This is a genomic window from Kitasatospora mediocidica KCTC 9733 (assembly GCF_000744225.1).
GTDB lineage: Bacteria > Actinomycetota > Actinomycetes > Streptomycetales > Streptomycetaceae > Kitasatospora > Kitasatospora mediocidica.
The window spans coordinates 1-14148 of record NZ_JQLN01000003.1; the positions used below are offsets into that span (position 1 = coordinate 1).

The window sequence follows — 14148 nt, forward strand, 5'->3', positions numbered from 1 at the left end:
CGCCGATCCCGACCGGTCGGCCGGCTCGCGCCACCGGCTGGCCGACCGGGTCTTGTTCGACCGGGACAGCGGACCGCTGGCCGCCGGTCCCGCCGGTTCGCCGAACGGCCGCTACACCCGCCGCAGGCTGCGTACCCCGGCCCCGCACGGCACCCACCAGCTGACCCTGACCATCGCCTCCGAGTCCGACGGCCCCAGCTGGGTCCGGCTGGAGGCCGAGCACCAGTCCGCCCCGGGCGTCCGCACTCCCGGCCGGGTGCCGGTGCCCGAACTCGTCGCCACCCTGCTGCCGCTGCTGGACGCCTCGGACGGCGACGCCGAGGTCCGCCTGCTGCCGCGGATCATCACCGCCGCCGAGGTCGACACCGTCATCGACGAGCTCTGCGACCCCGCGCGCCGGCTGCCCATCGTGGTCGCCAGCGTGCCCGCCGACCTCAGTCCGCAGGTCTGGTCCACCCAGGTGCTGGACCCGCTGCTGCGCAACGTCGCCGGCCTGGCCGTCGGCTATGTGCTCGCGCCGGAGGCCCGGGTGCTCTTCAACACAGCCCTGGAGTTCCACACCGTCTACGGCGGTGCCGTCCGCACCTACCTGCCCGAAGTCGACCCGGCCTCCCGGCGGGACGCGGGCCGGCATCTGGTGCTGCCCCGGCACCGGATCGAGAGCGAACCGCGCCGGGCCGCCGCCCTGCTGGCCCGCGAGCCGCGTCGGCTGGCAGATCTCGCCCCGCTGCCCGGGCCGCTCGCCCGGGTGCCGGCGCCGCAGGTCCGGCTCGTCGAGCCGTGCCCGTCGCAGTCCCCGTTGGACGAACTGGCCGGCGAACTGGCCGAGTCGCGGAAGGCCGGCGCGGACGAGCTGCAACGCGTCCGGATCAGTCTGCACCGGTCCCGCCGCCGTGAGTTCCACCTGCGCACCGAGAACGAGGTGCAGAGCAACGCCCTGCGCCGGGTCAGCGGCCAGTTGCGGGCGCTGAACAGCAGGCTCTGCCCGCCCGGCCAGTCGGCCCCGGATCCGGCCGAGCTGGAGGAGGGCCTCTGCGGTCCGACCAGTTTCACCGAACTGCTGGGACGGATCGGCGAGTTCCCCCTGCTGACCTTCACCGGCGACGCGAAGGAGACGCTGGCCCTGGACGCCTCGACGGCCGGCTCCGGCTGGGTCCGGCTCACCTGGGACGGGCTGACCGCGCTGCAGGAGTACGCCTCAGTCGCCGTACACGGCGCGGCCGGCGGGGACTTCAAGCAGTGGTGCGAGCACGCTCCGGTCGGCGGCAGCCACTTCCCGCCGCGCAAGGCGGTCCGCGGCGAGTCGCAGACGGTCTGCAGCCACGGCAAGATGCGGCGCGAGCGGATGTTCGCCGTGCCGGCCGGGGTGGATCCGAGCGGCCGGGCCTTCATGGGCGCCCACCTGCGGATCGGCGGAGGCCGCACGGCGCCCCGGCTGCACTACCTGGACGACTGCTCGGGCAGCGGCCGGATCTACGTCGGCTACATCGGCCTGCACCTCACCAACACCCTGACCAACTGACCGCGCGTCAGCGCCCTGACGCCCCAGTGCTCGTCCGCGGTCGCTCGGGCCCCAACCGGTCCACCGGTAAACCCCCACCGGAGCGGTCGGACGGTGGACAATGCAGAGAGCCTGTGTCCGGTCCCGCAGCGGATCGGACGCAGGCTCCGGGAGTCCGGTACCGCACCGACTCGGAGCGGGCCCGGGCTCTCCACAGGGGTGCGCCCGCCACGGCGAGCGCGCCCGGCCACCGCAAGCCGGCCACCGCCGAGGTGCCGGACGAGCATGGGGGACCGACCGCCGATGCAGGATTCGACCGAGCGCCAGCCTGTTGACGAGCGGGGCTTCGGTGCCCGCACGGGTTTTCTGGCCTCGATGTTCCCTGGGGCGGCGGTCTTCACCGACCCGCGGGGTCAGGCCGGCGACCCGTTCGACGCCGAGCAGCCCGCGGCGGCGGGGACGGACGGCCTGGACCCGGCGGTCGCCGAGCACGGTCGGGCGGCCGAGCTGACCCACCGGCGGACGGCCGCCGTCCGGGCCGAGCAGGACCGGCTCGTCGACCTGCTGAGCCGGCTCGCGCTGCCGGTCAGCGCGATGGACTTCGAGAGCCAGCTTCGCACCTACGAGCCCCGGCCCTACCCGGCCGGTCCGCCCGACCCGGCCACCGACCGCGAGCCGAGCTGGGCCGACTTCGCCCCCGCCGAGTTGGCCGTGACGGACCCGGAGGCCGCCGCCCCCAGCCGCCTGCTGGACTCCGGCTTCCAGCGTGAACTGGCCAAGGCCCGGCTGGCCCACCAGCGCGCGCTGCGCGAGTGGCGCGCCGACCGGGCGAACGCCGCCGATCCGGCCGAGGCCGCCTCCCGACTCGCCCACGAGCAGGCCGAACAGGCCCGGGCGCGGGCCGTCCAGGAGTACAACGACAGCCTGGAGGAGTGCCGGCGGGCCTACCGCCAGGTCGAGCCGGCCGCCGTCGAGTCACTGCTGGAGCGGGCGCTGGCCGCCGCCGAGGCCGCCACCCCCGACCTGCCGGTCGCCTGCCGGGCGGTCTTCCGCCCGCTGACCAGGACGGCCGTGCTCGACCTCGACCTGCCGCCGCTGGACCTGGTGCCCTCGCTGGAGGGCTACCGGCTGACCCCCGACGGCGAGATCGCCCCCGTCCCGCGCGCGCCGGGCGATCGGGCGGCCGACTACCTCCGGCTGGTCTCCCGCCTGGCGCTGCGAGCCCTCCAGGCGGCCGACGCGGTGGACACCGACGGCATCCTGGCCGGGGTGGTGCTCAACGGCTGGCTGCGCGAACCGGACGCCCGCTGCCTGCTCAGCGTCGACGCCGACCGCGACGCGCTGGCCAGGACCAGGTTCGTCGTCGACCCCGACACCGCCGTGGACGAGGCGGAGCCGGGCGTGTACGCCGACGCCGAGCAGGACGAGGCGCTGCTGCGGCTGCGCGAGCTGAGCGCCGCCGTCAGCCCCGACCCGTACGCCCGGGTCGGCGTGCACCCGTGCGCCACGGCGGGCGCGGCGGTGCCGTCCGTGGCCGACCTGTCGCCGACCGAGTTCGCGGGGCTGGTGCGCGAGCTGTTCACCCGCGGCGGGCTGGCCGACTGGAGCGTCCTGCTGCGCGGACCGTCCGGCCTGGTGGCGACCGGCAGCGGCGCTTCGGACAGCGCACTGCCGGGACGCTGGGTGGTCTGCGCCTCCCGGCGGCCCGGGCCGGTGGGGGAGGCGGAGGTGCGCACCCTGGCGGAGGCGGTGGCCGAGGAGTCGGCCGGTCACGGGCTCTGGCTGACCGCCGGGGAGTTCACCGAAGAGGCGCTGGACCTGGTCGCCACCGGGGAGTTCCGGCGGATCCACCTGGCCGACGGCGCGGGCTTCCGCTCGTTGGCCGAGACGCACCTCGGCCTGCCGCTCTCGGTCGGCACGGAGTAGCCCGGCGCGCCCCGAGCGGGCTCGGCGGGCGGACGGTGGGCGACGGCGTCAAGCTGGACCGAGGGCAGCGGCCCGCCATCCCGGATACCGTCCGAGCGGCGCCGAGCCGAGCACGGGAATGTCGGGAGCATCCGGATGACCGCGATACTCGTCGCCGTCGGGGCCTTTCTGATGACGCTGATCGGCGGCTACGTCGCCCAGCGCACCGGTGACCGGCGTCATCTGGTGCTCGGCTTCGCGGCCGGGCTGATGCTCGGGGTCGTCGCCTTCGACCTGCTGCCCGAGGCCCTGGAGCACGCCCCCGAGAAGCTGCACGGCGTGGCCCAGGCGCTGCTGATGTTCGCGGCCGGCTTCCTGACCCTGCACTGCGTCGAGCGCTCGGTGGCGATCCACCGGGCGCACGAGGGCGAGTACGCCACGCACACCCACGCCCACGGCCACGCGCACGAGGGCCGGTCGGAGGGGATCGGGCTGACCGCGGCCGGGGCCATGGTCGGCCACAGCCTGATGGACGGCTTCGCGATCGGCGCGGCCTTCCAGGCCGGCGGCACGGTCGGGACGGTGGTGGCGATCGCGGTGGTCGCGCACGACTTCGCGGACGGCTTCAACACGTACACCGTGACCCGGCTCTACGGGAACAACCGGCGCCGGGCGCTGACCCTGCTGGGCGCCGACGCGCTGGCTCCGGTGACGGGCGCCGCGATCACCCTGTTCTTCACCATCCCGGAGCGGGTGCTGGGCCTCTACCTGGGTTTCTTCGCCGGCTTCCTGCTCTACCTGGCCACCTCGGACATCCTGCCGGAGGCGCACAGCCCGCATCCGTCGCGCTCGACGTTGCTCTGCACACTGGTCGGCGTCGCGTTCATGTGGCTGGTGATCGGCTTGGCCGCCTGATCAGTGGCCGGCGGGCTCGGCGGGACACCCTGCGGCTTCGCGCAGCGGCCAGCGGCGCCGCATCGCCGCCAGGGCGGCGGTGATCGCCGGACGCCGGGAGGCCTGGGTGCGCCACAGCGCGAAGACCCGCCGGGAGGGCTCGGGCAGTACGGGCCGGGCGACCACGCCGGGCGGCAGCAGGCCGCGCCCCAGTCTCGGCACCAGGCCGACCCCCAGACCGGCGGCGATCAGCGCGGTCTGGGTCGCGAACTCGCCGACCTGGTAGAGCACATCGGGCTCCTCGCCGGCCTCCCGCATGGTCCGCACCAGCCAGTCATGGCAGATGTTGCCCGGCGGCACGCTGATCCAGCGCTGCCCGCAGAGCCGGTCGACCGGCACCACCGCGAGGGCGGCCAACGGGTGCTCCACGCGCAGCAGCAGGTCGACCGGGTCGCCGCCGAGGTCGAGCCGGGAGAGCCCCTCCGGCACCGGCAGCGGGACGGTCGGCCAGTCCTGGACCAGCGCGAGATCCACCTCGCCCCGGGCGACCAGCTCCACCGCGAGGTAGGGGTCGCTCTCCAGCAGCCGGACGTCCAGCTCCGGGCAGTCGGCCCGCAGATCCGCCAGCACCCCGGGCAGCAGGCCGCGCGCGCCGGTGGCGAACGAGGCCACCAGCAGCCGTCCGACCGCCTGGCCGCGCTGTTCCTCCAGGGTCACCTCGGCCTGTTCGACCAGGGCCAGGACGCGCTGCGCGGTGACGGCCAGCTCGCGCGCCGCGTCCGTCAGCACCACGCCCCGGCCCTGACGCTCCAGCAGGACCGTGCGGGTCTCCCGCTCCAGCTTGGAGATCTGCTGGGAGATCGCCGAGGAGGTGAAGCCGAGCGAGGCCGCGGCCCTGCCGACCGAGCCGTGCACCGCCACCGCGTGCAGGGCGCGCAGCCGTCCGAGATCCATCATGGGAGAAGTATCCGCCATTGGTTAGCAGTGCTGAAGGGCAGTCGTCAGGATTCTTCGCTGGTGCTGAAGAGTGGGCCTCGGCGATGCTCGGTACATGCCCGTCCAGTCCGCGCCGCCAGGCGTTTCCTCCGCTGTCCTGCCCGCCTCCCTGCTGCCGCGTCACATCGCCCTGGCCGTGCTGGTCGCCGCCGTCTGGGGACTGAACTTCGTGCTGATCGACGTCGGCCTCAAGGACTTCCCGCCGCTGCTCTTCTGCGCCCTGCGGTTCGCCGTGGTGGCCGTGCCCGCGGTCTTCTTCGTCGGGTCGCCCGGGGTGGCCTGGCGCTGGATCCTGGCCGTCGGCGTGGTCCTCGGCGTGGTGAAGTTCGGCCTGCTGTTCCTGGGGATGCACGCGGGGATGCCGGCCGGGCTCTCCTCGCTCGTGCTGCAGAGCCAGGCGGTCTTCACCGCGCTCTTCGCCGCCGGGATGCTGCGCGAGCGCCCCTCGCCGCGCCGGATCGCCGGTCTGCTGATCGCCTCGGCGGGCATCGTCCTGGCGGCCGTCGACTACGGGACGGTCGGTCCGGCGCGGGCCTTCGCCCTGGTCGTCGCCGCCGCGGTGGCCTGGGGGCTGTCCAACGTGCTGACCCGCCGGGCGGCGCCGCCCGACATGCTGCGCTGGATGGTCTGGGTCAGTGCCGTCCCGCCGCTGCCGCTGCTCGCGCTGTCGCTGCTGGTCGAGGGGCCGCGCGCGGACGTGCACGCGCTGACCTCGATCACGCTGACCGGGCTGGGCGCGATCGCCTACGTCGGACTGCTCTCCACCCTGTTCGGCTTCGCCGCCTGGGGCTTCCTGCTGCGCAGCTACGACGCGAGCGTGGTGGCGCCGTACTCGCTGCTGGTGCCGGTCTTCGGGATGTCCGCGTCCTGGCTGCTGCTCGGCGAGGCGATCAGTCCGGTGTCCGGGTGCGCGGCGCTGCTGGTGATCGCCGGGATCGGGCTCAGTGCGCTGCGGCCGGGGGCGCTTCGGCTGCCGGGCTGGTCCGGCAGGCGCGTGACGACGGGTTCGGGTGAGCCGCTTCCACGTCCCTGAGCACCCGCAGCATCACGGCCAGGTCGGCCGGGTCGGCGGCGCTGAAGTAGTCCTCGGCGACCTCCTGGCGGACCTGGGCGAGCCGCTCCATGGCCCCCCGGCCGTCGGCGGTGAGGACCAGCCCGACGGCGCGGCGGTCGGCCGGGTCGGGGACCCGCTCGACCAGTCCGACCTGCTCCAGGGCGTCCACCACGGTGGTGGCCGAGCGGGGCGCGATGTGCAGCCGCTCGGCGAGCTCGCTCAGCCGGATGGCCCGTCCCGGGGTCCCGTGCGCGTGCGCGTGGGCGAGGACGCGCAGTGCGCGGCCCTGGGCGGGCGTGATCCCGTACGGCTCCAGGCGGTCCATGGTCCGTCGGCGGATGCGCTTCATCGCCCGGGTCAGCGCGTCGGCGAGCTCGGCCGCGCCGTCCGCCGGACCGTCGTCGGCGTGGTCGGCGGCCGGGTCGACAGCGGGGTCGATCGGGCCGGCGGTGCGGCCGGCGGCCTGGTCGGTGGACGGGCTGGTCATGCGGGGACTCCTCGAAGGGGGACTGAGGTCAGGGTAGCCGTCCGGGAAGTAGGGATCCAGGCACATGTTGAGCTAAGCTCAGAATCTGGGACGGAGACGTGTGGCCATCCGGCTCGCGGCACCGTCGTGCCGTCCGCCGCCCCGCGCACGCCCGGTCCCCACCATCCGCTTCCGCACCTTGGAGAACCCATGTCGCGCTCCGAAGCCCGCGTCGCCACCGACCGCCCCGCCCGCTACGCCAAGCAGTTGGCCGCCCACCTCGGCCGCAAGGTGACCGCCCACTGGGACGCCGAGACCGGGCGCGGCGAGGTCGTCCTCGCGGCCGGCTCGGCAACGCTGGTCGCCGAACCCGATGCCCTGCTCCTCGCCGTCGAGGGCGAGAGCGGGAACCTGGCCGCCCTGGAGGACGTGATCGGCCGCCACCTGGTGCGGTTCGGCGGCAAGGACGAGCTGGTCGTGGAGTGGCGGCGGGACAACGGCGAGGCCGGGACGGTCTACCGCAACGAGACCGAGACCGAGACCGGGGCCGCTCCGGCCGGTGAGGCCGGGCCCTCAGCGGGCTGAGGGCAGCAGGCGGGTCAGGGCCCGTCGACTGGCCCAGATCACCAGGCCGGACAGGCACCATCCCGCCAGCACGTCCAGGAACCAGTGGTAGTCGCACCAGATCAGGCCGAGGCCCACGCCGAGGCCGAGCACGGCGGTCGCCACGGACAGGACCCGCCGCGCCGTGGCCCGCAGCGTCCGGCCGACCAGCAGGGCGCCCGCGCCGTACGCGATGCACGCCGTCGAGGTGTGCCCGGACGGGTACCAGCCCCACTGTCCGGGAACGAGCGGCAGGCCGAGCGGACCGGGCCGGGCGAAGTACGCCTTCGCCGGCACCACCAGCAGCGGAATCAGCAGTGCGGTGAGGGCGGCCGTCGGCAGGGGGAGCCACCAGCGCCTGGGCGCCGGGGCCGGGCCGGTGCGGCGCAGCCGCCAGGCGGCCAGGACTCCGGCGCAGAGCAGCACCGGAACGGCGACCACGCCGTCGCCGAGGTCGGAGCAGAACTGGGCGAGCCGGTTCAGTGCCGCGCTGTCCGCGGCGTGCCGGGCGTGCGTCACGGCGTCGCGGATCGTGTGATCGACCGTCAGCAGCGGTCCGGTGACGGCGACTTGCCAGGAGACCACGGCCAGCACCAGGAGCAGCACCACCGGCGTCGCCGGGGAGGCCAGGATAGAGGAGGGCCGCCCCGGGGCGGGGGGGAGTGCCCCGGGGCGGCCTGGGTGATCGCCGCTCCGCGCGCCCCGGGGGGTGTGGGTCGGGCGGTCGGTCGATCGGTCCTGTGGGAGCGCCACCGTGGGCGGCGCCTGGTTGTCCTCGATGGTGTCCTCGCTGTCGCCCGCCGTGGCCCTGAGGGCGTCCGGCGGATGAGGCCTGCTGTCCAGCTGTTTTCGACAGTACGTCAAGACGACTTGGCCGTAGCCAAGTTCCCAGGGTTTCGCACAGCATCTTCACGAGATTCGGCGCAACCTCCACGCCTTCTCGATCGTCTGTGCGCCCCGCGTCGACCTCCGGTGTCGGTACGCAGAACGCCCGTGCCGTTCAGGGCACGGGCGTTCTGCGGTACTGCCACCGGAGGACGGGCCGCCGGACGGGCTGTCAGATACCGGCGAAGGCGTTCTCGATGATGTCCAGGCCCTCGACGAGCAGGTGCTCCGGCATCACCAGCGGCGGCAGGAAGCGCAGCACGTTGCCGTAGGTGCCGGCGGTCAGCACGACCAGGCCCTCGGCGTGGCAGGCCTTCGCCACCGCGGCGGTGACCTCCGGGTTCGGCTCCTTGCCGCCCGGCTTGACCAGCTCGATCGCGATCATCGCGCCGCGGCCGCGGACCTCGCCGATCTCGAAGCGGTCCGAGCCGGCGAACTTCTCCTGCATGCCGCGCAGGCGGCCGAGCATGACCTCGCCGATGTGCTGGGCCTTGGCGTTGAGGTCCAACTCCTTCATCGTCTCGATCGAGCCCAGCGCGGCGGCGCAGGCCACCGGGTTGCCGCCGTAGGTGCCACCCAGGCCACCGGCCGGAGCGGAGTCCATGATCTCGGCGCGGCCGGTCACCGCGGCCAGCGGCAGACCGCCGGCGATGCCCTTGGCGGTGGTGATCAGGTCCGGGACGATGCCCTCGTCGTCACAGGCGAACCACTGGCCGGTCCGGCAGAAGCCGGTCTGGATCTCGTCCGCGACGAAGACGATCCCGTTCGCCTTGGCGTACTCGACGATGGCCGGCAGGAAGCCCTTGGCCGGCTCGATGAAGCCGCCCTCGCCCTGGATCGGCTCGATGATGATCGCGGCGACGTTGTCCGCGCCGATCTGCTTGTTGATGATGTCGATCGCCTGCGCGGCCGCCTCGGCGGCGCAGTTCTCGGCACCGGTCAGCCAGCGGTAGGGGTAGGCGACCGGGACGCGGTAGATCTCCGGCGCGAACGGGCCGAAGCCCTGCTTGTACGGCACGTTCTTCGCCGTCAGGCCCATGGTGAGGTTGGTGCGGCCGTGGTAGCCGTGGTCGAAGACCACCACGGCGGTGCGCTTGGTGTAGGAACGGGCGATCTTGACGGCGTTCTCCACCGCCTCGGCACCCGAGTTGAAGAGCGCGGTGCGCTTCTCGTGGTCACCCGGCGTCAGCTCGTTGAGCTGCTCGGCCACGGCGACGTAGCCCTCGTACGGGGTCACCATGAAGCAGGTGTGGGTGAAGGCGGCGAGCTGGTCGGTGGCCTTGGCGACCACGGCCGGCGCGCTGTTGCCGACGTTGGTCACGGCGATGCCGGAGCCGAAGTCGATCAGCGTGTTGCCGTCCACGTCCTCCAGCACGCCGCCGCCGGCGCGCGCGACGTAGACGGGCAGCGTGGTGCCGACCCCGGCCGCGACCGCACCCAGCTTGCGGGCCTGCAGCTCCTGAGACTTCGGGCCGGGGATCGCGGTGACCAGACGGCGCTCCTGCGGGAGCTGCGGTGCGGCGCTCATGTGGGTTCTCCAGACGGACGTTTCGACTCTGTCATCGCAGGCTACGGCGGGCGCCGCAACGACGGCATGCGCCACTGGGGAGCACTGCGCCGTCCGACTTGTCCTGCCCGGCCACTGGCCCTGTGCGGTTGCGGCTCACCGACAGGCCCGGTCCGCTCCACTACATTGAGCGCGGGCGTGTCGTCCGCCGGGCGGCATGGGTAGGGGAACTGCCGGGCGCGACGGGGCAAGGGAGCGGGACCGCAATGGGACTGGACGGCACACAGGAGCACCGCACCGACCTCGCCACCCGGCCCCTACCGCAGCCGCAACAGCCGCAACAGCAGCACCGCGGCGGCCTCCCCGCCGACCTTCCCCACCAGCCCACCCGCCACACCCGCCCACCCCTGGCCACCTGGGCCACCGACCCCCGGCCCCCGGCGGGCCCGGGGATCTACCGCTACGGGTACCGCGAAGCGGACCCGGAGCGGGCGGAGGCTGCGGCGGTGGGGGTGCGGGGGCTGCTGGTCCGGGCGGCGCTGAACCTGGTGGTGGGTGCGGTGGTGTACCTGTACGGGCAGGTATTTCTGATGTACCTGGTGAAACTCACCATCTGGCCGCCTCACCCTTCGGAATTCCAGTTCGCCTTGGCCATCTACGGAATCAAGCTGGTGGCGGCAGCGGTGAGCATCGCCGTATTCGGCCGGATGGGGCGCTGGCTGGAGGTCTATCGCCGCTACCTGGCCCCGGCTCTGGCCCGGCTCGGTGCGGTGGTCCGCGAGCACGCTGTCACCGACGAGCTGTCTGAGCAGCCGACTGCCTCCGACGGCGGCAGCGCCTCGTCCGTCACCGCTGACCCCTGGGAGTTTCTGCGGGAGGCGGGGCTTGGGGAGGCGCTCGGGGCCGTGGAGCGGGATGTGCGGGGTGGGGTGGTGACGGATGTCGACTATGTGCGGATCCGTCGGGTGTGGCAGGAGGTGCTGGGGGAGCCGGGGTTGGCGGGGGCGTTCGGGGAGCAGGTGGCGTCGCGGGGGGCGGCGGCGTGTGCGCATCCGTCGGAGGCGCGGGATCTGCCGGTGCGGGGGGCGGAGCACGATCTGCTGCTGGGGCAGGTGCGGCTCGGGACGGCGCAGGATGTGCTCAAGAATCCGTTCGCCTACCGGGGGGCCGGGTTCGCGCTCGACCCGCAGGTGCTGGGGACCTCGCTGCTCGCGGTGGGGCCGGCCGGGACGGGGAAGACGGCGCGGTTGGCGCGGCCGGTGGCGGAGGCGCTCTGCCTGCAGGCGCTGGCCCGGACCGCGTGCGTGGTGGTGATCAGCGCGGACGGGGTCGATCTCGGGCCGGACGCCTCCTATGACGTGGTGATCGCGCCGGGTGATCCGTCCTCGGCGTACGGGCTGGACCTCTACGGTGCGGCGCACGCGCCCGACGAGGCGGCCGCCCGGCTCGCCGACGCGTTGCTGCCCGACGAGCTGGCGCTGCGCGCGGAGAGCGCCCGGATCGCGTTGCAGCAGGTGGTCGGGCCGTTCCACGCGGGGTACGGGCGCTATCCGTCCGTCCGGGAGCTGCGCGGGTTGCTGAGCGGGGAGCCGGAGGGCTGGGAGGAGCTGGTCAAGGCGTTGGGGGCGCGTGGGCGGCTGGCCGTGCACGAGCCCGATGTGCAGCACCGGCGGCGCCAGCACGGGCGGGCCGACGATCCGGGGGCGCTGCTCGCGGACCGGCTCGCGCTGCTGGACCGGCCGGCCTTCGCGGGGTGCTTCAGCCCGGCGGGGGAGGACGTCCGGCCGGCCTTCGCGATGCGCGCGCTGGAGCATCCGCTGCGGGTGCGGGTGAAGCTTCCCGAGCGCAGCCACCCGGAGGCGGCGCGGATGCTGTCCCGGCTGGTGGTGGGTCAGTTCGTGCAGGCCGCCGCGGCTCGCTCCGACCGGTCGCTCTTCGCGGGCCTGGTGGTGGACGACGCGTCGGCCGCGTTGGACGCCGCGACGGTGCAGGCGCTGGGCCGGATGCGCGGCGCCAACGCGGGCGCGGTGCTGTTGCTGCGCAGCCTGGTGGACGTGCCGGAGGCGCTGCGGGTGCCGTTGTTCGGCGCGGTCGGATGCCGGATCGCGTTCCCGGGCATCGCGCCCTGGGACGGCAGGCTGTTCTCCGAGGTCTGGGGCACCATGCTGGTCCCCGACCAGACGGTGACGCTGACGCCGGACACCTCCGGCGGCGTGGTGCGCAAGGCGGCCCGGCTCACCCGTAAGGCGCTGGCGGGGACGCCGGCGCAGACCGCGAGCGTCTCCACCCGGGAGGTCGAGCGGGAGCGCTGGTCCCCGTCCGAGCTGGCGCACACCCTGCCGACCGGGCATGCGGTGGTGTCGCTGATGACGGTCGCCGGGGAGCCGGTGCCGCCGCTGCTGGTGGACCTGCGGAGCTGAGGCGCCCGCTCGATGCGATCGCACGGTATCGATTAGCTACGCTGCGGTGGATTCGGCGGCACGGCTTGTCCGCAGCGTCCATAATGGGAGGGATCCTCCCGAGAGCGACGCTCCCCGCCGCCCGGTGGCAACGAGGCCGCCGGGTCGTCCCACCGAAGGTGCCATGCCCCCCACACTCGCCGCAGTCGTGCGCAATTCCTCGCTCCATCTGACGGTCCTGGCCGGCGCGGACCACCTGGAGCGACCGGTCCGCTGGGTGCACACCAGCGAACTGGACGACCCCACGCCCTTCCTCGAAGGCGGCGAGCTGCTGCTCACCACCGGCATCAAGCTGGGCCGGAGCGCGAAGAACCTCCAGGCGTACGTTCATCGCTTGGCGGATGCCGGCGTGGTGGGTCTGGGGCTGGGCGTCGGGCTCTCGCACGCCGAGGTCCCGCAGCCGCTGGTGGACGCCGCCGCGCAGCGCGGCCTGCCGCTGCTCAGGGTGCCGGAGCCGACGCCGTTCATCGCGATCAGCAAGGTCGTCTCGGCGGCGCTGGCGGCCGAGCAGTACGAGGCGGTGACCACCAGCTTCGAGGCGCAGGAGGAGCTGACCCGGGCCGCGCTCGGGCAGAACGGCACCGCTGCCGTGGTCCGCAAGCTGGCCGCCCGGCTCGGCGGCTGGGCCGCGCTGTACGACAGTTCCGGCGCGCTCTCGGTGGTAGCCCCGGACTGGGCCGCGCGCCGGGCCGCCCGGCTGGCGTCCGAGGTGGACCGGCTGCGCCGTCGGCCGGCTCCGGCCAGTGCCGCCCTGCAGGGGCGTTCGCCGGGGTTCGACACCGCCGACGAGGACTTCGTGGTGGTGCAGTCGCTGGGCGCCGACCGCCGGGCGCGCGGCTTCCTCGCGGTCGGTACCGAGGACCGGATCACCCCGACCGAGCGCTACGTCCTGAACGCCGCGGTCGCGCTGCTCACGCTGACCCTGGAGCGGTCGCGCGAGCTGCGCCACGCCGAGGAGCGGATGGGCGCGGCGCTGCTGCGGCTGGTGCTGGCCGGCCAGGTGGCGACGGCACGTCAGGTCGCCACCGGACTCTTCGGCGGACTGCCGGAGGGCACCATCCGGGTCCTGGTGGCCGGCCCCGCGACGGGCGGCGGGGACCGGGCTGACAAGAGCGACAAGGGTGACAAGGTCGGCGAGCGGAACGACCAGGACGCCCTGCTGCACGACCTGACCGAGCTGGCGGAGCGGGCCGAGCAGGCCGGCGGCCGGGGCGGCGAGAAGCTGTTGGTGGCGCGCGAGAGCGTGGCCAAGGAGGGCCGCGACGGCAAGGACGGCAAGGACGGCAAGGAGAAGGACGGCAAGGACGGCGCCGCCCCGGTCGAGCGGCTGGTGCTGCTCGCGGTGGACGGCGGCGCGGTGCACCGGGCCTGCCTGGGCGCGGTCGAGGAGCACGAGGGCCTGGCCCTCGGCATCTCCGCCCCGGCGCCGATCGACGAGGCCGGCGCCGCGTTCGCCCAGGCCGAACGGGCCCTGGCCGTGGCGCTGCGCGGCGGTCGCCGCTCGGTGGGCCACGAGGAGGTCGGCGCGGGCTCGCTGCTGCCGCTGCTGGGCGAGGACGCCGTGACGGCCTTCGCCGAGGGCCTGCTGCGTCCGCTGCGCGACCACGACCGGACCGCCCGCGGCGACCTGGTCGCCTCGCTGCGCGCCTGGCTCTCCCGGCACGGCCAGTGGGACGCGGCCGCCGCCGATCTCGGCGTGCACCGGCACACCCTGCGCTACCGGATGCGCCGGGTCGAGGAGCTGCTCGGCCGTTCGCTGGACGACACCGACGTCCGGATGGAACTCTGGCTCGCCCTGCGCTCGGGTGAGGACTAGGCCGAGGTGGAGTGTCCAGGGGTCGCCGCGCTACGGACCGGACAACCCCGTGGGGCGGCCGC

At 74.3% G+C, this 14148-nt stretch carries 11 protein-coding genes; 7 read left to right on the forward strand and 4 right to left on the reverse strand.

All coding sequences use genetic code 11. From position 1 onward, the window contains the following. From BS80_RS41640 to BS80_RS05495, 3 genes are all read left to right on the forward strand, one after another. On the forward strand, positions 1-1522 hold a 1522-nt coding region (locus BS80_RS41640; protein ID WP_051966120.1), incomplete at its 5' end, for a hypothetical protein. A 282-nt stretch (positions 1523-1804) separates the two neighbouring features. After that, positions 1805-3427: a restriction endonuclease gene (locus tag BS80_RS43440; RefSeq protein ID WP_035794004.1), complete on the forward strand. Its 1623-nt coding sequence runs from the start codon at positions 1805-1807 to the stop codon at positions 3425-3427. Between the two features lie 135 nt (positions 3428-3562). Continuing rightward, entirely contained in the window at positions 3563-4321 is a 759-nt protein-coding gene (locus BS80_RS05495) for a ZIP family metal transporter (RefSeq protein ID WP_035794006.1), read from the forward strand. Here the strand turns inward: BS80_RS05495 and BS80_RS05500 are convergent, their stop codons facing one another. After that, positions 4322-5257 (reverse strand): LysR family transcriptional regulator, encoded by a 936-nt coding sequence (locus tag BS80_RS05500; protein ID WP_035794009.1) that lies wholly within the window; start codon positions 5255-5257, stop codon positions 4322-4324. A gap of 148 nt (positions 5258-5405) precedes the next feature. On the opposite strand from BS80_RS05500, the gene BS80_RS05505 reads away from it, so the two are divergent. Then, positions 5406-6329 (forward strand): EamA family transporter, encoded by a 924-nt coding sequence (locus BS80_RS05505; protein ID WP_035794631.1) that lies wholly within the window; start codon positions 5406-5408, stop codon positions 6327-6329. Here BS80_RS05505 and BS80_RS39025 read toward each other — a convergent pair. Next, on the reverse strand, positions 6238-6837 hold the full coding sequence (locus BS80_RS39025; protein ID WP_157535945.1) for a MarR family winged helix-turn-helix transcriptional regulator: 600 nt from the start codon (positions 6835-6837) through the stop codon (positions 6238-6240). The genes BS80_RS05505 and BS80_RS39025 overlap by 92 nt on opposite strands. Before the next feature lie 189 nt (positions 6838-7026). On the opposite strand from BS80_RS39025, the gene BS80_RS05515 reads away from it, so the two are divergent. Beyond that, positions 7027-7401, forward strand: coding sequence for a DUF2218 domain-containing protein (locus BS80_RS05515; protein WP_051966122.1), 375 nt, complete (start codon positions 7027-7029; stop codon positions 7399-7401). Here BS80_RS05515 and BS80_RS05520 read toward each other — a convergent pair. Both BS80_RS05520 and gabT read right to left on the reverse strand, forming a co-directional pair. Further along, a complete protein-coding gene (locus BS80_RS05520; RefSeq protein WP_051966125.1) occupies positions 7390-8028 on the reverse strand; it encodes a phosphatase PAP2 family protein in 639 nt (212 codons plus the stop codon). The two genes, BS80_RS05515 and BS80_RS05520, sit on opposite strands and share 12 nt — an antisense overlap. Before the next feature lie 448 nt (positions 8029-8476). Beyond that, entirely contained in the window at positions 8477-9832 is a 1356-nt protein-coding gene (gene gabT, locus BS80_RS05525; RefSeq protein ID WP_035794015.1) for a 4-aminobutyrate--2-oxoglutarate transaminase, read from the reverse strand. A gap of 245 nt (positions 9833-10077) precedes the next feature. On the opposite strand from gabT, the gene BS80_RS05530 reads away from it, so the two are divergent. Continuing rightward, the gene (locus BS80_RS05530; RefSeq protein WP_035794018.1) at positions 10078-12231 is read left to right on the forward strand and encodes a hypothetical protein; all 2154 of its coding nucleotides are present in this window, start codon (positions 10078-10080) and stop codon (positions 12229-12231) included. A gap of 163 nt (positions 12232-12394) precedes the next feature. Further along, positions 12395-14086 (forward strand): PucR family transcriptional regulator, encoded by a 1692-nt coding sequence (locus BS80_RS05535; RefSeq protein ID WP_035794022.1) that lies wholly within the window; start codon positions 12395-12397, stop codon positions 14084-14086. Positions 14087-14148: the final 62 nt, after the last annotated feature.